This window comes from Sphingobacterium sp. JB170 (genome assembly GCF_900163865.1).
Lineage (GTDB): Bacteria > Bacteroidota > Bacteroidia > Sphingobacteriales > Sphingobacteriaceae > Sphingobacterium.
In genome coordinates this window covers 335,178-353,862 of the sequence record NZ_FUKU01000013.1, presented here as the reverse complement: position 1 = coordinate 353,862, position 18,685 = coordinate 335,178, and the positions used below count along the sequence as shown (strand labels likewise).

The following is an 18,685-nucleotide window of genomic DNA, read 5'->3' as shown; positions in this document are numbered from 1 at the left end:
GGCGTAGCTTCTATATGCTGATATGCATGTGGCTTGCCGCTTGTATTTTACTCATGTATTGGTTCACCCAACATTTTTCATGAGTACTATTGACTGGATAGTACTCTTTTTTACGCTTCTACTTATTGTCGCTTATGGAATGTACAAGAGTAGAGGCATCAAGAATATAGACGGTTATATCGTCGGCGACCGGCAGTTACCTTGGTATAATGTCGGGCTCTCGGTAATGGCCACCCAGGCCAGTGCTATTACCTTTCTATCTGCGCCCGGGCTGGCGTATTCCTCGGGAATGAGCTTTGTACAGTTTTACTTTGGTCTACCCATAGCGATGATTGTGTTATGTGTCACATTCGTCCCCATTTTCCACCGACTGAAAGTTTATACGGCTTACGAATTCTTAGAAAAACGCTTCAACGTACAAACAAGGGCACTTACTGCTATACTATTTCTTATTCAGCGCGGGATATCCACCGGAATCACCATCTTCGCCCCTTCCATCATCCTGTCGAGTATTTTGGGGCTTGATGTGACCTATACAACGCTCATCATTGGTTCTATTGTCATTCTCTATACAGTCTGGGGGGGGACCAAGGCTGTTTCTTATACGCAGCTTTTACAGATGGGCATAATATTTACGGCACTCCTGGCAGCAGGAGCGACGGTCGTTCACCTACTTCCTTCGGATATCGGCTTTAAAGAGGCGCTACATATAGCAGGTAAATCCGGAAAGACCAATGCCATTGACTGGAGTTTTGACCTTAGCAATGAATATACGGTATGGACAGGCTTAATAGGAGGGTTCTTCCTACAGCTTTCTTATTTCGGAACTGACCAGAGCCAAGTTGGCCGCTACCTCACGGGCTCTTCGGTGCGTGACTCGCGCATGGGGCTTTTGATGAACGGGCTACTAAAGGTTCCTATGCAATTTTGTATCTTACTTATCGGCATTCTCGTATTTGCATACTACCAGTTTAATACCGCGCCCTTATTTTTCAATCAAGTAGAGGTCAACAAGATTGAAAATAGTGCTTACAAGGAAGAGTACGCGGAAATTATGGCGCGCCACGAACAACTGAGCGAGGAGAAGACCCTAGTCGTTCGGCAGCTTACCGGCGCCTTGAAGTCTGATGATCAAGCCAAAATCGATCAAAGCAGAGTGGCCTTACAAGCTAAAAACCAACAAGACAAAGTTCTTCGCAAACAGGTTGAAGAGCTACTTGTCAAGAACGACCCTACCGCCGAACTTAACGATAATAACTACATCTTCTTGTCATTTGTTACCAGCACGTTCCCCAAGGGCTTCATTGGACTACTCATTGCAATTATATTCCTAGCATCCATGGGTGCAACCGCGAGTGCGATCAATTCCTTATCCTCCACTACGGTGGTCGACATCTATAAACGATTTGTCAATAAGCGCGCTTCCGATCAAGGGTACTTAAATGCGTCAAGGGTGTTTACGCTTATTTGGGGACTTATCACCCTGGGCGTTGCTTTGTATGCCAGCCAGCTTGGCAACTTGCTAGAGGCCGTTAATATCTTGGGGTCATTGTTCTACGGAACAATCCTTGGTGTCTTCTTAGTTGCATTCTATGTAAAACAGATAGGGGGCAAGGCCGTGTTTTGGGCCGCTATAATATCGGAAATACTCATATTCGCCCTCTGGTGGAGCGACGTTATGGCTTATCTGTGGTTGAATTTAGTGGGTTGTATATGTGTGATCGTATTTGGATTTATACTACAGCAGATTTTCCGTACCGAAGTTCACGCTATCGAAAAACAATAAATCTTTCTTTTTTTAGAGCGAAAGCCTAAAATGTTTTACGTGAAACATTAGGCTCATTAAGGTTCGTTAATAATAACGCTGGTATAGATTATACAGCACCCGCCTGTCGTATTCAGAAAGGACAGCGCTGGGATCTTGTGGAATAAATTTCCTTTTAAACGCTGCAATTGTCCTGGGTAGGTTCGACACATCGTAACCGATAATACGCAAAGCATCTACGTAGTTAAAGTTTGCAGGAACGGGCTGTAAATTACTCTCATCATACCACACGCCAAAACCTCGTGCTGCTAGCCGCTTCCATGGAAATAGCACACTCGGGTCGTTTTTTCTTGCCGGCGCGATATCCGAATGTCCGATGAAATTGGTAAAGGGAATACGGTATTTAGTCTTCAAGGTTTCTAGCAATGTCAACAGGGACTGTATCTGGGCTTCGGAAAACGGTTCACGCCCGTTATTGTCCAGCTCAATGCCCAAGGACACGGAATTCATATCTGTAATAGTCCCCCATTTCGAGCGCCCGGCATGCCAAGACCGCAAATAATCGTTAAGCATCTGTACGACCTGGCCATCTCTTCCTATAACATAGTGTGCAGACACCTTCGTATGCTCCAGCTGAAAGGTTCGTACTGTCTGTGCTAAGCTACGTTGCGCTGTGTGGTGAATGATAACGTAATTTGGCCTCCGTACATCATAATGTATTGCTGGTGACCAATCGGCGTTCTTATTAATGCCCTCACGCATCTGCACGCCGACTTTATCTTCGGGAGCGCTAATATTTGGTATATCAAGTCGTGCATCCTGGGCAAATGTATCGCGAATAGACGGAATGACAACAGAGTCTACGTTAATCTTTGTGGTATCAACTTGTATAGGTGCCGAGACTTTGCTACTAACCAAAGTTTTTTGCTTTGTCGAGCAACTAACAAGCAACATACAAAATAAGAATCCAAATCCTCTCAACTGCAAATTAACTATCTTGGTAAAGTGTACGTCATTCCTAATGCCAGTGCCTGGCTATATTGCACTTCAGGAGCTTCATCCGAGTTGTAGACAACTATACCGCCCAAGGACACGTTGACAAGATTGGTGATCTTTGTTGTCAGGGTGACGTCCAGCCGGTGATCCGGATCACCAATATCGTTATAGTCTGCAAACAGATTATACCTTGATTTAATATTTAAATTCTTCGACAAATTACGATCGAGGTTTGCTGTCAGCTGAAAAGCCAGGTCATTTTTAAACTCTTTCCCGGGCTCCACACCATAGTCTGGCTCCGGACCAAGACGCTCCCGATTTATTAGGAGTGTCTGACGCGCCGTACCTGTACCGAAACGAACGGAAAATGTTTCATCGGGCTTATATTCCAAACCGAAAGATTCGGTAAAATATCCCGGCGCCATGAAATTAGATATTGTATCTGATACGAGTTCCCGACCAAGCTCATCATCGAACTTATATTTGTAACCCACATCAAACTGCGACTCAAAAGTGAGCGAGAAATAAAGTGCCCAGCTCTTTGAGAGCTTATAAGCGAGCTTATTATCCCAGAAAATGCGGTCATTGTTCTTCTTCGCTAACTGGCCTTCATTTCTAACAATACCATATTTTAAGTCAATTTCAGTCGTAAACTGAAAATTATTCTTATTATACTCCGATTTGTGCCATCCCAAAAGACCGGCAGCCACGGAATTAACCCCTCCGGCATTCCAGTTGCCACTGAAAGCCGCCTGGTTGGCATTAATTCCAAACTTAGTCCAATGCTTCCAGTAATCAACTTCTAAATCCAAATTCGGAATGGGGACAATGATATTGTTTAGTTGATCTACAGGAGCCGGGGCTTTGTCTACAATATTGGTGTCCGGCGTTGCGCGCAAGTCCTTGAGGTCGATCTGTGCGTAAGCAACGCCCACACTGAGTGTTGCATAAAGTGCAAAAAGTACAATTAGCCTATTGAACGTCATGTTTTTAATTATTAACTTCTAAATCTAAATCCGGCAGTTTCGGTAAATAGCGCAAGTTAGGATTTAATTTAAATATTTCATACTTGCTTCGTATGTATGCGGATAATTCGTACTGCGTGGCCATCATCACAAAAGCATAACTCGGCCGGAAGTTACTCATATAAACGCGCAGCTTTTGGCCCGATAGCCCTGTTAAATTTTGCACCAAATCGGGCGTAAACTTGGAGTCCACAACGTTGTCCTCATACTCCCGCTGGATTACCTTGGTAAATCGCCTGGCATTTTTACCTTCCTTACTAAGCATATTAAAGATCGAGCCGATACTGATACCCGCGCCGCTGGGACCCACGCTGAATATGGAGCCTGGATCGGCCAGTTTATACGCCTTGTTGTAGTCCTTGCGGCGCTGCGCTAAGATCTCCTCGGGCGATTTGCGCGCGAAAACATCAACTTGCGCAATGTATATTGAGCTACGCTGTAAGTATACTAGGAGCACTCTCTGATCCTGGTAAACCAACGTGTCGGAACTAAAACCTTCTTTGGCTGCGATAATGGTATCCCCTGCTGTCACAGGGATTCCAAATTCACCGCGCACGTTGTTATAGGTATTAGCTTTCGATTTTGCGTTCTTTATAAACACGCTACCTATACGCTGCCCCGTAGCTTTATCAAAGACTATGCCTTGAATCGCCTGGGTCGTCTGCGCGCGCAGCGCAATACCAGTAGTAAGTAAAAAAGAAAATAAGATTAGATAATGTAAAAACTTCACAACTATAAAACTACAGCAAAGCGGTTAACTTTTCCAAATTTTAACACCTTTTAGCCTTTTATTTCGATATGACGAGCATCTGGCCCACCGACAGGTCCGCGGAAGTTAAAGAGTTGAGTGTTTTTATTTGTTCGACAGAAATGTCGTATTTCTTGGAAATGCTGAGCAAAGTGTCGGAACTTTTAACCTCATGAATAATCATCGCCACGGCGCTTTTAAACTGTTCGGGCTCCTGATCCGGTTCGACCACCTCTTTGATGTGAATAATTTCTTCCACCTTTTCCTCACGCACCTCTTTGGCGGCGTAGGACGATTCCAAGCGGTCGTATTTGTCCAACTGGTAACGTTCAATCAGGTCAATTAAGAGTTGTGGGTAGCGCGGGTTTGTGGCATAGCCCGCTTCTTTAAGTCCACGTGCCCATCCTTTATAGTCGTCTTTATCAAGCGTGAAAAGTTTTTCGTAGCGCTTACGCAGCAAAAACTTACTGTGATCTTCGAATGACTGTTCTGGATTTTGGTATACGCGAAAGCAATCCCGGGCCCGATCATCGGGTCTGTTCATGGATTTGCCTTTCCAAGTTCCGCCACACTTTATACCGAAGTGATTATTCGCTTTTGTTGCTAGGTAGCTATTTCCGTTACCCGATTCCAGTAGAGCTTGCGCAAGCTTAATGCTTGCCGGGATGCCATACTGATTCATCTCGGCGATAGCGATATCTTTATACCGATCAATATAACTCAATCCCGATATTGATGTGCCTCCTTTTTTGCTACTCGTAACCGAGGACGATTTCCCTTTTCCTGCGCTTAACACAGTCGATTTTCGCGAGCTGCAGGAGCCCAATAGCAAGATCCCGAGCAGGAAAAATACAATATTTCCTTTCATCTATAGCATTAAACGTTGACCAATGGATAGGTTCGCCGAGCGAAGATTGTTTTGATTCTTAAGTTTCTGTATTGTTGTTCCGTAGCGTTTCGCTAATTCCGAAAGGGTGTCACCTTTTCGCACCACATGGGAATTTGTATGGTTAAGCTTGATGCCCGAATCCTTGGTTTCCATGGAGCGCAGCAACATGTCTTCTCCGGCTGCGGGCCCCGCTGTAGCGACGCGCTGCTCGGTTAGATCTTCCTTGTTGGCAACGTTATCATATTGATCAAGGTCATAACGGTTGATGATGTGAATCACCTTTGCCGACCAGGTGCTCGCTTCTGAATATCCTGCCCGCGCAATACCCGCAATCCAACCGCGATAATCACCTTTATCTTTCGATTTGAAAAGCTTAGCTGTGGCTTTTCGGCGTTGCAATAGGCCAACAAAATCTTCGTAAGAATCCTCGGAATCACCATAACCTTTGTATGCCGACCGTATTTTTTTACTGTTATTTTTGCCTTTAATGCCGAAATGATTGTTTAAGTGCTTTGCGAGTTTACTGTTTCCGTATGCACTTTCATGAAAAGCGACACCTAAAATTACAGAAGCGGGGACTCCTGTTTCGATCATCAATTGCTGCGCCATATCTTTATGTTCAGCAATGTAACTACTTGGTGAAAATTTTTGTGCGTACGTTGAGGTAGCAACAAATAAAATTAACAGTGCGGCAATGTAATTACCTAGTCCTGTCTTACGCATATTTTTCATTTTAGTTCAACAATTACTTTTTGCGTAGCACAAAAAGCCCGTCTCTAATCGGCAAGATCAGTTTCTCAACCCGATCATCATTTGCCAGTGTTTGATTCAGTTCCAGGACTGCTTTTGTTTGGTTGTCCGGGTTTTCTGCTAAAACCTTTCCCTTCCATAGTACATTGTCGATCAAGATCAACCCGCCTGTTACCGTTCGTTTTATAAGATGTTCGAAATAATACAGGTTACGCTTCTTGTCGGCATCGATAAAAACAAGATCAAAATTACCGTGAATTTCGTTCAGAACATCTGCCGCATCGCCTATATGATAGTTTATCACCTTGCTATAGGTCGATGCATCAAAATACCCCTGCACGCGCTCCTGCAGTTCTTCATTGATATCTATTGTATGGAGCTCTCCGCCTTCGGCAAGACCTTCGGCCAAGCACAACGTCGCATAACCGGTGAAGGTTCCAACCTCTAGTGCCCGCTTGGGACGAACTAGATGAGATAACATCGAGAGGACCCTTCCTTGAAAATGACCCGATAACATATGAGGCATCGTCTCACGTAGATAGGTCTCCCGAGCTATACGTTTTAAAAGCTCATTTTCCGGATCACATGTTCCTTCCAAATAGGTATTTAACGCATCCTGATTTTCAAACATCGTCACAAAATTAGAAAGTCAACTGGTAAAGCAAAAAAATTTAACAATTATTAAGTTCTTATCGCGCCCGGATAAAATAACAAAAAGCCCTTTAATTATGCTTAAAGGGCTCTTTTGGGTTGTTTTTTACACTAACTAAGCGTTGCGGTGATAAGGCGCAGGAATTCCGATCGTGTAACATCATTCTGGAAGGCACCCGTGAATGCTGACGTTGTGGTTACCGAATTTTGTTTCTGCACGCCACGCATCGCCATGCACATGTGCTTACATTCCATTACGACGGCCACCCCAGCAGGGTTAAGCGTATTTTGTATGCAGTCGCGAATCTCATTGGTGAGGCGCTCTTGCACTTGGAGGCGGCGAGCAAAGGCATCCACCACGCGTGGAATCTTACTTAGACCAACAATATGACCATTTGGAATATAAGCGATGTGCGCTTTGCCAAAAAAGGGCAGCATGTGGTGCTCACACATCGAATACACTTCGATGTCCTTAACCACGACCATCTGGCTGTAATCTTCTTCAAACATCGCTCCACGCAATATCTGCGCGGCATCCACATCATAGCCATGCGTTAGGTATTGCAGGGCTTTAGCTACCCGCTCGGGCGTCTTTATTAGCCCCTCTCTTGTTGGGTCTTCCCCAAGCGCTCGAAGTATCGTTGGGTAATGCGATGCGATGTCCTCGACATGTTTTTGATTATACTGATCAATTTTAATATACCCCTCTTGGTCTTCGCTATCCAAAGATGTTATCTTGCTCATTGTATTCTCGTATAAGGTAATTTAGAACCCGCTGCGTGGGCTCACTATAATATTAAATTTTCCGGTATCAATCCTCCAAACGGAAATGTTAGAGGTCCTAAATTATTCGCCGAAATACTCGACGTAGTTGTTTTCTGTTTCGGTCAGTTTCACACCATGTAATTGCACATTTTGGTCCTCAAACACTGGTTTCAACTCTTGGAATATTGCGATGGCAATCACTTCTGTCGAAGCCTTTTTGCCCTGCATAAAGTCAACGTCCAAATTGATGTTCCTGTGATCCAATTTGTTAACGACATGGGTCAATATAATTTGCTTCATTAGTTTCAGGTCAATAAGAAAACCTGTTTCAGGATTCACATGCCCCTTTACGGTCACAAACAATTCATAATTATGTCCATGCCAATTGGGGTTGGAGCAGTTCCCAAAAACCTCTTCATTTTTTTCTTGAGACCAGTCTTCACGATAAAGCTTATGTGCTGCGCTAAATCTTTCGCGCCTTGTGATGTAGATCATAATACAAAGATAGGTCATAAATATTAAATTTTAGTATCTTGATCGTTCAAACGCTTTTAAAGTACAATGGACATTTTAGTTGTGGCAGCCAGTAGGGACGAAATCGCGCCCTCGCTGGGCTTTTTAGAAGAACATAATACTCGCTTCCTTATTTCCGGAGTTGGTATGCTACAAACGGCTTTTAGCCTAGGGGCTGCTTTACAAGAAAAAAGGGCCGATCTAATTATACAGGTCGGTATCGGCGGAATTCTTGACCCGGCAGCGACGCTCGGCGAGGTCTATCAAATCACCCACGAGGAGATATTCGACTTTGGCGCCCAGGACCACATTGACTTTCTTTCGATGGAGTCTCTTGGCCTAGCCCGTGGCAGTTTTAGCCAGCGCATTCCTAGCGGCCTTGAGCTACCTTCATTACGTCTTGCCCGCGGCATCACCGTAAATACCGTTCACGGCAACCAGCAAAGCATACGTGCGCTCGCCAGCCGCTACCCGGTTGCCTTGGTGGAATCCATGGAGGGCGCAGCGGCTTTTTTTGCCGCCGAGCAGACGCAAACAGCTGTGCTGCAATATCGCGCGATCTCCAACTATATCGAGCCGAGAAACCGCCAGGGGTGGGCCATAGGGCCCGCTGTTGCAAACCTAAACAGGTTTTTACAACAATTCTTAAGTGGCATTGGCTAACAGACTAGGAGAAAACAAGATACGATCTTATTAAAATATGACATTATTCGTCCATTTTTGCACGAATAGCGTTACGAAATCTCAAGAAATAATAGTAGTTTTGCGATATTCAAAACAGACACAATTTTACAACTGATGAGAGAAATACAATTCAGAGAAGCGCTTCGTGAAGCAATGAACGAAGAAATGCGGAAAGATGATAAAATATTCTTGATGGGCGAGGAAGTCGCTGAATATAATGGCGCCTACAAAGTTAGTCAAGGCATGCTTGATGAGTTTGGTGCTAAGCGAATTATCGACACCCCTATTGCAGAGCTTGGTTTTGCGGGTATCGGCGTAGGTTCAGCGATGAACGGATTAAAGCCAATTATCGAGTTCATGACATTCAACTTCTCATTGGTCGCGATTGATCAAATTATCAATGCGGCGGCAAAAATCCGCCAAATGAGCGGTGGCCAATTCGCCTGTCCTATTGTTTTCCGCGGCCCGACAGGGAATGCTGGCCAACTTGGAGCACAGCACTCGCAAAACTTCGAAAACTGGTATGCGAACACCCCTGGTTTGAAAGTTGTCATTCCGTCGAATCCATACGATGCAAAAGGCCTTTTAAAATCGTCTATCATTGATCCGGACCCTGTAATTTTCATGGAATCAGAAGTGATGTACGGAGACAAAGGAGAGGTTCCTGAGGAAGAGTATTACTTACCTATTGGCAAAGCCCACACCATTCAAGAGGGCACCAATGTAACGGTCGTTTCTTTTGGTAAAATGGTTCCTCGCGTAGTGATCCCTGCCGTGCAAGAATTAGAAAAAGAAGGAATTAGTGTTGAGCTCATTGATTTACGCTCGGTACGCCCGATAGATTACAACGCAATTATCGAGTCGGTTAAGAAAACAAACAGACTTGTCGTCGTTGAAGAAGCTTGGCCTTTAGCGTCGATCTCCTCAGAGATCGCTTTTAAAGTACAAAAGGACGCATTTGACTATTTAGATGCACCGGTTATCCGTGTTACTTCGGCCGATGTACCACTTGGATACGCACCCACATTAGTAGAGGCCGCGCTTCCAAGCATCGCCAAGGTTGTCAAAGCCGTGAAAGAAGTTTCTTATTTGAAAAAATAAGCTGTTAACATCACAAAAAAGCCTTAACTTCTTCGCTAAGGCTTTTTTGTGGTATTCGCAAATGATCCCCAAGTTTCGAAAAATAAATAGCGGCCGCTCGGCGGATAAATATTTTCTCTTGCCTACTAATCCAAAATTTCGCTATCTTCACCTCGATAAACGAAATCCTAAATGAAAAATATTTTTGTAGCTGTAATTGCCTTTTGCACGGGACTCACGGTCCATGCGCAAGACGCTGTCGCGTTTAAACTTAACCCAGAAATCGGGAAAACACAACAATCGACAATTATCTTAAAGACGGACATCGACAGTCCGCAGCCGGTGGTCATCGATGTCAATATGAATGCGACATCCACACCAACAAAGATCGATGAAGGAAATATCGTCATTGAAACAATGATCAACAGCGTACAAATGGATATGCAATCGGGCATGGAGACGGTAAGCTATAGCTCCGAGCAAGAGGCTACCGATGAAACATCTCAATTAATAGAAAAGCAATTCAAACCACTTATTGGGCAAACAGTCACCGCATGGGTTAGCTCGCAAGGAAAAGCGGTAAACACCGTCCTGCCCGAGGTGGGCGAGAATACGCTTAGTCCCTCGAATTTCACGAGTCAATTTCTGGAGTTTCCAGATCATGCTATCCGACCCGGCGACTCTTGGGAAACATCAAATGACGTGCAGGACAATCCTGCAATAGCAAAAATGCTCCTTAAGAACACCTTTAAGGAGCAAACGGCAGAAGGCTACCTCATAACTAGCGTGGGCACGCTTTTCGACGAACAGGGAGCACAAAAAGGCGCCATGCAAGGGGAATTCCTTCTAGATACCAAAACGTTTATGCCTTCATCGAGCACATCTACGCTTGAGATGGAAATGGAGGGCACAAAGATCTCTGTAACGGTGGAAGTTGCAATAGATTAACGAGCACGCAATAGGCGCGTTTAATGTTTCATGATTACCCGGTACTTCCAGTCGGTCCCGCGAATAAATAATCCATAAAAAAACAGGGACCAAAAAATGGTCCCTGTTTTTTTTAATCGTTCATATTAAGCATTAACTTCCGATTGATATTGATCGGCAGACAACAACGCGTCCACATCAGCCGCATTGTTTAATTGTATGCGGATTATCCAGCCCTCACCATACGGATCGTTGTTGACTAGTTCCGGAGAAGCATCAATAGCATCGTTAACCTCTAAAACCGTGGCCGTAACAGGCATAAATAAGTCCGATACCGTTTTAACGGCTTCAACCGAACCGAATACTTCATTTGCTGCAACCTCGTCACCCACGGAGTTAATATCAACGAAAACAATATCCCCAAGTTCGCGTTGTGCGAAATCAGTGATCCCAATAACCGCTTGGTCACCTTCTACACGAACCCATTCATGATCCTTTGTGTATTTTAATTCTGCTGGAAAATTCATATGTCTTTAGTTTCTTCAAAAATATAACTATCCTTTGATATAAACAAAAATTAAAGATTTTCAGTCAAACGAGTGTTTAAAGTAAGCTTATGGGACTTATTGTGTATTTTTAGCGCATGAATCTGCAAATTGAAAAACTCTACACACTGTCCAAAAAACCTATGCGCCGAATTATTGGGTTGATGTCGGGCACTTCTTTGGATGGGCTTGATATTGCGCTGTGTACAATTTACGGCAGTGGCAAAGAAAGTAAGCTCCACTTAGAGAAATTCACTACACTGGATTATCCGGCAGATTTTAGGGATCGGGTGAGACAAGTATTTGCCAAACGAGAAATCGATCAACAGGTGCTTTGCGGTCTTCATGGGCAAATTGGTGTTTTACATGGCCAGATGGTAAACCAGGCTTTGTCTGGCTGGGACGTGCCCGCGCAGGATGTCGATTGTATTGCCAGCCACGGCCAGACCGTGTATCACGCACCTAGACACCTGACAAACGATATGCGCTTTCCCGACAGCACCCTTCAGATTGGCGAGGCCGACCATATCGCCTCAGCAACGGGAATCATTACGATCGCTGATTTTAGGCAAAAACATATCGCGCACGGAGGACAAGGGGCTCCGCTTGCGGTCTATGGCGACTATCTTTTGTTTTCCGACCCGGCAGAAAACAGGTTCCTTTTAAACATCGGTGGCATCTCGAACTTCACATTTCTTCCCAGTGACCAGAGCGACCAGCAGGCCTATGCGACGGACCTGGGACCTGGAAATACGATGATGAATCAATATGTCCTAGAGCAATACGGCTTGGAGATGGATAGGGATGCGCATATTGCGCGGAGCGGGACCGTCGAGAAGCAGCTACTAACAGCACTGTTAACCGAGCCCTTTCTCGATCAAAGTTTCCCGAAGACGACCGGGCCGGAGCTTTTTAACCTGGATTATTTAAAACAAGCACAAAGCCGTACCGGGCAACTCGATATTCCTAGCGAGAATGTCATGGCTACCCTCAACATGTTTTCGGCCTTAGCAATCACACAGGGTATAAAAAGAGCGGCAAAGGACATTGAACAGTATACGGTTTTCGTATCTGGAGGCGGTTTGCACAATGAGCTGTTATTAGAACACATCCGGGCATCGCTAAACGGAGCCAGGGTAACTACATTTTCCGAACTAGGTGTCAACCCCGATGCAAAAGAAGCCTGCTTATTTGCAATACTGGCCAATGAAACGCTTGCGGGCGCACCGGCCAACGTGTCGGCAATAAAAGATTCACCGGCAGTATGTATGGGTAAAGTGAGCTTCCCTTATTGATCGAGCGCTTGGTGTATATAGTCTTTAAACGGATAAAACCGGCTTGCAAACGAAACGACATGAGCAACGGAGTGCGCTGCGCAAAGCTCTGCATCACCGATCGGTTGGTAAAGAATGAAGCTCTTTAGTTTGAGAAGCTCGATGTTGGGATCATCAGCAGTATATCCAGCCGGTGGACGCTTTAGTTTATCTTCACTAGAGATGTCTGCCACACGCCAGCCCCCTTGCTTTAGCGCTTTGTCGAGATCACGCCGATTATAGTCGATCTCTTGGCGTATGGCCTCAAGATGAGCCTTCCCCGGTCTCCAGTACCCTGCAGCGATAAAGCTCTTTCCAGGCTCAATGTGGAAATAATACTCTGGCCCTTCAAGTTTGCGACCATCGATCGAAATTCCGGCAGCAAACCAGGTCTTATAAGGTGTTTTATCTTTGGCGAAACGGGTGTCACGATAAATGCGAAATAAACAGCGACTGGCCTGAATATCGGTATTAATATGGGGGTCAAATTTAGCTAGCTCGGCAATCAGGGCAGTGAGGTAATCTTTCACGTTCACGAGTGCATTATCATATTGCTCGCGCTCGTTTTGGAACCACTCCCGGTTATTATTGACCTGGAGTTGTTTTAAAAAGCCCATCGTTTGTTCCTGTATTCGCATTACGCAATTATTTTTAAAAAGATGAATACCAAAGGTGCGGCCATCAGCAAGCCATCGAACCGGTCGAGTAGCCCACCATGCCCAGGGAGGATATTCCCCGAGTCTTTAACGCCTAAATTCCTTTTGAGCATCGATTCTACCAAGTCGCCTAACGTGCCAAAAATTCCAATTATCAGCGCCATGGTGACCCACTGCGCGCTTGTGAGCTCGGAAAAATAACGCGCTAAATTAAGCCCTACAAAAACGGCAAGGATCACTCCACCAAAAAAACCCTCCCAAGTCTTCTTTGGCGATATCCGCTCGAAAAGCTTATTTCGACCAAAGCTTCTACCTGCCAAGTAGGCGCCGGTATCATTGGTCCATAACATTATTAAAAAGCCCAGAGGAATGAATGCATTATACGCCCCACCGATAAAACCAAGTGCAATAAAAAAAGAAAAAGGAACTGCCGTATATAATAGCCCAAATAGGGTGTAGGACACATCGGCAATTGGGTGTCCCTGTTTGCGAAATAACGCGAGTATATAGGTGAAAAGAACGAGTAAAACAGCCAATAATAGAGTGCTTGTTGGGAATAACTCAAGAAGCACGAGGCCCGTGATTCCCACCGCCAGCACGGAGCACAGCGGACCAAAAACCTGTAGAGGCCTGACCGATTCCGAGGCTACCATGCGGTAGAATTCAAAAGCGCACATACCGGCCATGGTCACAAAAAATGCCACAAAGCTATATGGGCTCCACAATACAACGCCGATAAGTATAACGATAAAAAAGAACCCGGTGATTGCTCTAGTCCTCATCAACAGAATCTATATCCGCTCCACCTAATACCTCGCGCGCCGCTTGCAGCTGTTCATGTTGAACATAAAGCTCAACTTTACCAAACTTAAACGAGGAGTCCTGTTTATTTATCAAGACACCAACAATACCATTTTCTTCCAACACTTGTTTTTCTAACAGCGCGGAGAGCTCATCTTCATGAGTATTCAATTTAGTCCAACCTTCAGGCATATTTTCTCTTTTTTTGTGAGTACCGATACAAAGCGATCCCTAACAGAACGCTCAAAATTAAGCTCCCAAGATACGCAATTATTGAATAAGAAATCCCATCGCTAACAAACTCAGCGTAACTCTTACCCTTACGTGCGTAGATAAAAGCCGCAACGACTACACTGGCATTATTTAAAAAATGAACAAAAATGGGCACCCATATGTTGCCTGTCCAGAATAATAAATAACCCAGAAATACGCCAAGTATCATACGTGGGAAGAAGCCATAAAACTGCAGGTGTATCGCGCTAAAGATAATCCCTACGACCCATATCGCCACATGCACGTTCCCAAAGACTCGGGAGAATATATGCTGCATAGCGCCCCGAAAAAAGAATTCCTCGGCAATCCCAGGGAGTACAGCAATAACCAACAGATTAAGCAGCAATTTGTCCACTGTATCCACCATAACAATGCGCGCTGTGAGCGCTGATGCTATATCCTCTTGGCTGCGCATCCACTCTTCGAGCGGCTTGAGCGCCCCTGGAAATGACATCTCCATGTTCCACTCGCCGATTAAATTCATCAGTGGAGCAAAAGCAACCAAGATCGCTGCCGCCACGACATAGTATCCCCAGTCCCAAACGCCTCGAGCGGGATACAATTGAACCTGTCTATTGGTCCTTTGCAGCCATAGAACAGGGAGCAGAAATGTCCCAATAGAGCTGCTCGCAAATAGGCTATATCGAAAAGCAGCACTTGTTTCCATAAGCGGGTTGATCCCTGAAAACAAACCGGACAAATCGCCGTTTAACAGTGCCCCAAACAGGATTACTAATAATTGAAACACAAATGTAGCCACAAAGCAGTAGAGCATTAAATAAAAAAAGTCGTGCCATGGGCTATGCCGTGCTGTTTGAGATGTTTCCATAGACTACTAATTTAATGTTTTCTGCAAAGATATACGCCGCAGCGGACAAAAAAGCTCGCTGCGGCCCGTATTATCGAACGCGAATAGGATCCTGCGGATCGACGAGATTTAAGTGCGGATATGTTTTTATCTCCTGCAGAAGATGCTCCACGGTGCGTTCGAGCTGCGGATCACGCCCTTCGAGCAGATCTTTAGGCATCTGTTCCACGAAGATATCTGGTGCAACGCCTTGGTTTTCGATAATGTAGTTACCTTTCAAATCAAAAACTCCGAAGTTTGGTGATGTAACCCGACCACCGTCAAGGAGCGGTGGATAACCCGATATACCAACAAGAATACCCATCGTTGTTCGTCCTATGAGTTTACCGAGCCCTTTGAAACGAAACATATAAGGCATCATATCACCACCCGATCCGGCATTTTCGTTAATAATCATTGCCTTTGGCCCATATATTCCATTTCCGGGTGTCGTAAAACTTTTGCCATCACGAATCTTCCAGCCGGCAATGAGCTCGCGGGAGAGCAAATCAATCACATAATCGGCCACTGATCCTCCTCCATTGTTCCGTTCATCCAAAAGAAGCGCCTTTTTATCCATTTGGGAGAAATAATAGCGATTAAAATAGGTGTAACCTTCTCGACCTGTATTGGGCATATACACGTATGCTATTTGCCCGTCGCTGAGTGCGTCGACCTTCTTGCGGTTACACTCTACCCAGTCCATCTTGCGAATACTAATTTCATCACCGAACGAGATCGGCCTCACCAGGAGTTCTCGAGCACCCTTCAAAGTAGGCGTATCGTTAACCGATAGAACCACCTGTTTATCCACGGTGTTCTCTAAAAGAGCGTATATATTCACTCCTTCATCCAGAGAAATACCGTTAACAGCCACGATATAATCGCCTGCAGTAACCTTCATTCCGGGTTCCGCCAAAGGCGCTTTAAAAGATGGATTCCAATCTAAGCGTGTATAAATCTTATCGATCTTGTAGCCGTTTGCTACGGCCTGCAGGTCGGCCCCTAACACGCCGGTGTTCACTGATGGGGTAGAGGGTTCATCACCCGGGTATATATAGTTGTGCCCAACAACCATTTCACCCATCATCTCGTTAAGTAGATAACCTAGGTCTGAGCGGTGCCCTACGTAGGGTAAGAATTTTGAATATTTGGCTTTCATCGCCGGCCAATCCACGCCGTGCATGTTTTCTACGTAAAAGAATTCACGCTGCATATTCCAGACTTCGTTAAACACTTGTGTCCACTCGGCTTGCGGATCGACAAGTTGCTTCACGTTTTTAATCTCGACCTTCCCGGCTCCTGGCGCAGGCTTTTGTCCGGCATCCACGATAAAATAGTCCTTTCCCGTGCCGTATATCATTTTCTTGCCGTCGGCGCTTAGCGCAAAACCAGAAGCATTATCGACCAATGTTTTCTCTTCGAGCTTCTCTAAGTCGTACACCCCAATTTCTCTTCCGCGCTTAAAAATAAGCTTACCTTTCACCGAACCCTCCAGGGTGTAGTAACCCGGACGTAGAGGAAGTGCGAGGATACGATTTGCGATATTTCTAAAATCTACTTTTGTCGGCTCTTTTTTATCTTTTTTGTCTCCTTTTTCCGTCTTTTCGTTCTCTTTGGTCTTTTTTGCTTTATCTTTTTTATCCGTGTTTTTCTCCTCTTTGTCGTTTTTTTCGTCTAATTTTTCTTCATCACTTTCGCTTTTTAATAGCGAGGGGCTTTCGCTTGAAAGAATGAAAGCATATACGTTATAGTTTACATTCTTTTCGTACGCTGTCATGTGAAGACCCGAGTTTGTTAACCCTTGGTTGGTACTTGCATTAAAAAACAAGTATTTGTTGTCCTTGGAGAATGACGTTCCACTAACGGTACTCATGCCGTCGGTAATCTGCGTTTTGTTTCCCGAGGAAAGATCATACATAAACAAGGTGCGTACGCCGTTGTTTCCACTTTTTATATACGCGATCCAGTTGGAGTCGAATGACCAGCTTGGGCTAAAATGATTAGACGTGCGCCCGGTCGTTGTGCTCAGCTTATCATCATCCACCAAGGTAACTTTCTGGCTCTGTATGTCCACATAGTATAAGTTTAAATGCACATCATTATAAACGAGTTTCTTGCTGTCTGGCGACCAGGTGGGGCTGTTGTAGAAAGCCGTCTTGCCAAGCGAAATATAGACCGGATCTTTCTTGGCAAACTGATCACGGAGCACGAGCTGGTAGGTGCCGTTTTTATCCGATATATAGGAAATCCACTTGCCGTCGGGCGACCATTGCGGGTAGCGCTCATGCGAACCTGGAGAAAGCGAAATATTACGCGCATCACCCTTCTCTTTAGGGACGGTAAATATCTCTCCCCGATTTTCAAAAAGAGCGCGCTGCCCCGTTGGCGATATTGCAAATGCATTGATATCTTTACCCATCTCGATATAATGGGGCCGCTTATAGAGCGCATCGTTGTGCACAGTAATAGACAGGGTGTTCACCTTTTTTGTTTCGGTGTTTAAAAGGTGTAGTTTCCCCTTGTATTCAAAACAAAGCTCCTGGCCGTTTCCATTAAGAGTACGCACGTCGAAATCGTTGTAATCGGTCAGCTTTTCCAAGGCTTTACTTCGAACATCGTAACTATAAATGTTAACCGTTTTTTCCCTATCGGATAAGAAATATACTTTATCTCCTAGCCAAACCGGTTTCACGTCGTTGCTATTCTCCCCAGGAACAGCCTGAACCTCCTTGGTATCGGTATCGAATATCCAAATCGATGGCATACCTCCTCCGCGATAGCGTTTAAAGGCCACCCGGTCGCGTTCGGTTGGATCCGTGTTTTTGATATACGCCCAGTATCTTCCATCTCCAGAAGGACTCCCTTGCGTCGCCTCGGGCATCATTAACGGTGTTGATTGCTTGGCGTTGATTGCCGATTTGTAAAGCCTGCTTCCGAGTGAATAGGTAAACTCTCGAGTGGTGGTAAAGTATACCTCGGCGTTATTTAGCCAGCCTCTTAAAATGTCACTCGCCGGGTGATAAGTCACACGAACGGGACTTCCACCGTAGATGGGCACGATATAAACGTCCGTATTTCCGTCGTAATTTCCCGTGAAAGCGATTTGCTTTCCATCGGGGGAAAACATTGGGTTTTGTTCCACTCCGGGATTTGCTGTTAGCCGGCGCGGGTGTTGACCGTCTTTATCCGCTATCCAAATATCCCCGGCATATACAAAAGCGATGTGATCCGCGCTTACACTGGGGTTTCTTAATAATAACGTCTCCTGCTGTGCGTACGTATTACTCGTAAGCAGTAAACCTACGAAAGAAAACAAGCCGCATAAAAAAGAAAAATACTTATTCATAAAATAGTTAAAATTAAATCTAAAAATAGGTTTTTTTAGGTTTAGGGTTCCGAAAAAAAGGTAACAAAATAGGCGCTATACATCTCTATATAGCGCCTCTTATACTTT

The 18,685-nt window shown here is 44.9% G+C and carries 19 protein-coding genes; 5 read left to right on the top strand and 14 right to left on the bottom strand.

Annotated elements, in window-relative coordinates; translation table 11 throughout:
* Positions 1–79: 79 nt before the first annotated feature.
* Positions 80–1,786 carry a sodium:solute symporter gene (locus FM107_RS02925; RefSeq protein ID WP_086947012.1) on the top strand — a complete coding sequence of 569 codons (1,707 nt, stop codon included), beginning with the start codon at positions 80–82 and terminating at the stop codon, positions 1,784–1,786.
* Positions 1,787–1,852: 66 nt separating this feature from the next.
* Here FM107_RS02925 and FM107_RS02920 read toward each other — a convergent pair whose 3' ends face one another.
* The 8 genes from FM107_RS02920 to FM107_RS02885 form a co-directional block, all read right to left on the bottom strand.
* Entirely contained in the window at positions 1,853–2,683 is an 831-nt protein-coding gene (locus FM107_RS02920) for an N-acetylmuramoyl-L-alanine amidase (protein ID WP_256959300.1), read from the bottom strand.
* A gap of 74 nt (positions 2,684–2,757) precedes the next feature.
* Positions 2,758–3,747, bottom strand: coding sequence for a DUF3078 domain-containing protein (locus tag FM107_RS02915; RefSeq protein ID WP_086947010.1), 990 nt, complete (start codon positions 3,745–3,747; stop codon positions 2,758–2,760).
* 4 nt (positions 3,748–3,751) lie between these two features.
* Positions 3,752–4,516, bottom strand: coding sequence for a hypothetical protein (locus FM107_RS02910; RefSeq protein ID WP_086947009.1), 765 nt, complete (start codon positions 4,514–4,516; stop codon positions 3,752–3,754).
* A 58-nt stretch (positions 4,517–4,574) separates the two neighbouring features.
* Complete coding sequence (locus tag FM107_RS02905) at positions 4,575–5,402, bottom strand: glucosaminidase domain-containing protein (protein WP_086947008.1); 828 nt, start codon at positions 5,400–5,402, stop codon at positions 4,575–4,577.
* A complete protein-coding gene (locus tag FM107_RS02900) occupies positions 5,403–6,146 on the bottom strand; it encodes a glucosaminidase domain-containing protein (protein ID WP_143559404.1) in 744 nt (247 codons plus the stop codon).
* 22 nt (positions 6,147–6,168) lie between these two features.
* Complete coding sequence (locus tag FM107_RS02895) at positions 6,169–6,804, bottom strand: O-methyltransferase (RefSeq protein ID WP_086947006.1); 636 nt, start codon at positions 6,802–6,804, stop codon at positions 6,169–6,171.
* Between the two features lie 131 nt (positions 6,805–6,935).
* Positions 6,936–7,568, bottom strand: coding sequence for a GTP cyclohydrolase I FolE (gene folE, locus FM107_RS02890; protein ID WP_086947005.1), 633 nt, complete (start codon positions 7,566–7,568; stop codon positions 6,936–6,938).
* A 102-nt stretch (positions 7,569–7,670) separates the two neighbouring features.
* Positions 7,671–8,084, bottom strand: a complete 414-nt coding sequence (locus tag FM107_RS02885) for a 6-carboxytetrahydropterin synthase (protein WP_086947004.1) — start codon at positions 8,082–8,084, stop codon at positions 7,671–7,673.
* Positions 8,085–8,150: 66 nt separating this feature from the next.
* On the opposite strand from FM107_RS02885, the gene mqnB reads away from it, so the two are divergent.
* From mqnB to FM107_RS02870, 3 genes are all read left to right on the top strand, one after another.
* Positions 8,151–8,765, top strand: a complete 615-nt coding sequence (mqnB, locus tag FM107_RS02880) for a futalosine hydrolase (RefSeq protein ID WP_086947003.1) — start codon at positions 8,151–8,153, stop codon at positions 8,763–8,765.
* A gap of 135 nt (positions 8,766–8,900) precedes the next feature.
* Entirely contained in the window at positions 8,901–9,887 is a 987-nt protein-coding gene (locus tag FM107_RS02875; protein WP_086947002.1) for a pyruvate dehydrogenase complex E1 component subunit beta, read from the top strand.
* Positions 9,888–10,058: 171 nt separating this feature from the next.
* Positions 10,059–10,814, top strand: a complete 756-nt coding sequence (locus FM107_RS02870) for a hypothetical protein (protein ID WP_086947001.1) — start codon at positions 10,059–10,061, stop codon at positions 10,812–10,814.
* Positions 10,815–10,939: 125 nt separating this feature from the next.
* Here FM107_RS02870 and gcvH read toward each other — a convergent pair whose 3' ends face one another.
* Positions 10,940–11,320 carry a glycine cleavage system protein GcvH gene (gene gcvH, locus FM107_RS02865; RefSeq protein ID WP_086947000.1) on the bottom strand — a complete coding sequence of 127 codons (381 nt, stop codon included), beginning with the start codon at positions 11,318–11,320 and terminating at the stop codon, positions 10,940–10,942.
* Between the two features lie 161 nt (positions 11,321–11,481).
* Between gcvH and FM107_RS02860 the strand changes: the two genes are divergently transcribed.
* Positions 11,482–12,633 carry an anhydro-N-acetylmuramic acid kinase gene (locus FM107_RS02860; protein WP_256959299.1) on the top strand — a complete coding sequence of 384 codons (1,152 nt, stop codon included), beginning with the start codon at positions 11,482–11,484 and terminating at the stop codon, positions 12,631–12,633.
* On the opposite strand, the gene FM107_RS02855 is transcribed toward FM107_RS02860, so the two are convergent.
* The 5 genes from FM107_RS02855 to FM107_RS02835 all read right to left on the bottom strand — a co-directional run bounded on the left by FM107_RS02855 (position 12,627) and on the right by FM107_RS02835 (position 18,577).
* The gene (locus FM107_RS02855; RefSeq protein WP_086946998.1) at positions 12,627–13,289 is read right to left on the bottom strand and encodes a DUF2461 domain-containing protein; all 663 of its coding nucleotides are present in this window, start codon (positions 13,287–13,289) and stop codon (positions 12,627–12,629) included. The genes FM107_RS02860 and FM107_RS02855 overlap by 7 nt on opposite strands.
* A complete protein-coding gene (locus FM107_RS02850) occupies positions 13,289–14,089 on the bottom strand; it encodes a phosphatidate cytidylyltransferase (RefSeq protein ID WP_086946997.1) in 801 nt (266 codons plus the stop codon). The genes FM107_RS02855 and FM107_RS02850 overlap by 1 nt, the downstream gene beginning before the upstream one ends.
* On the bottom strand, positions 14,079–14,300 hold the full coding sequence (locus FM107_RS02845; RefSeq protein ID WP_086946996.1) for a DUF2007 domain-containing protein: 222 nt from the start codon (positions 14,298–14,300) through the stop codon (positions 14,079–14,081). Before FM107_RS02845 ends, FM107_RS02850 begins: the two co-directional genes overlap by 11 nt.
* Positions 14,293–15,210 carry a CPBP family intramembrane glutamic endopeptidase gene (locus FM107_RS02840; RefSeq protein WP_086946995.1) on the bottom strand — a complete coding sequence of 306 codons (918 nt, stop codon included), beginning with the start codon at positions 15,208–15,210 and terminating at the stop codon, positions 14,293–14,295. The genes FM107_RS02845 and FM107_RS02840 overlap by 8 nt, the downstream gene beginning before the upstream one ends.
* Before the next feature lie 70 nt (positions 15,211–15,280).
* Positions 15,281–18,577 (bottom strand): S41 family peptidase, encoded by a 3,297-nt coding sequence (locus FM107_RS02835; RefSeq protein WP_086946994.1) that lies wholly within the window; start codon positions 18,575–18,577, stop codon positions 15,281–15,283.
* Between the last annotated feature and the right edge of the window lie 108 nt (positions 18,578–18,685).

Bases quoted from the DNA above. Each gene is read 5' to 3' on its own strand.
- FM107_RS02845 (WP_086946996.1), bottom strand. From the start codon at position 14,300: ATGCCTGAAGGTTGGACTAAATTGAATACTCATGAAGATGAGCTCTCC.
- folE (WP_086947005.1), bottom strand. From the start codon at position 7,568: ATGAGCAAGATAACATCTTTGGATAGCGAAGACCAAGAGGGGTATATT.
- FM107_RS02835 (WP_086946994.1), bottom strand. From the start codon at position 18,577: ATGAATAAGTATTTTTCTTTTTTATGCGGCTTGTTTTCTTTCGTAGGT.
- FM107_RS02860 (WP_256959299.1), top strand. From the start codon at position 11,482: ATGCGCCGAATTATTGGGTTGATGTCGGGCACTTCTTTGGATGGGCTT.
- FM107_RS02900 (WP_143559404.1), bottom strand. From the start codon at position 6,146: ATGCGTAAGACAGGACTAGGTAATTACATTGCCGCACTGTTAATTTTA.
- FM107_RS02855 (WP_086946998.1), bottom strand. From the start codon at position 13,289: ATGCGAATACAGGAACAAACGATGGGCTTTTTAAAACAACTCCAGGTC.
- FM107_RS02905 (WP_086947008.1), bottom strand. From the start codon at position 5,402: ATGAAAGGAAATATTGTATTTTTCCTGCTCGGGATCTTGCTATTGGGC.
- FM107_RS02850 (WP_086946997.1), bottom strand. From the start codon at position 14,089: ATGAGGACTAGAGCAATCACCGGGTTCTTTTTTATCGTTATACTTATC.
- FM107_RS02915 (WP_086947010.1), bottom strand. From the start codon at position 3,747: ATGACGTTCAATAGGCTAATTGTACTTTTTGCACTTTATGCAACACTC.
- FM107_RS02925 (WP_086947012.1), top strand. From the start codon at position 80: ATGAGTACTATTGACTGGATAGTACTCTTTTTTACGCTTCTACTTATT.
- mqnB (WP_086947003.1), top strand. From the start codon at position 8,151: ATGGACATTTTAGTTGTGGCAGCCAGTAGGGACGAAATCGCGCCCTCG.
- FM107_RS02875 (WP_086947002.1), top strand. From the start codon at position 8,901: ATGAGAGAAATACAATTCAGAGAAGCGCTTCGTGAAGCAATGAACGAA.
- FM107_RS02885 (WP_086947004.1), bottom strand. From the start codon at position 8,084: ATGATCTACATCACAAGGCGCGAAAGATTTAGCGCAGCACATAAGCTT.
- FM107_RS02895 (WP_086947006.1), bottom strand. From the start codon at position 6,804: ATGTTTGAAAATCAGGATGCGTTAAATACCTATTTGGAAGGAACATGT.
- FM107_RS02870 (WP_086947001.1), top strand. From the start codon at position 10,059: ATGAAAAATATTTTTGTAGCTGTAATTGCCTTTTGCACGGGACTCACG.
- FM107_RS02840 (WP_086946995.1), bottom strand. From the start codon at position 15,210: ATGGAAACATCTCAAACAGCACGGCATAGCCCATGGCACGACTTTTTT.
- gcvH (WP_086947000.1), bottom strand. From the start codon at position 11,320: ATGAATTTTCCAGCAGAATTAAAATACACAAAGGATCATGAATGGGTT.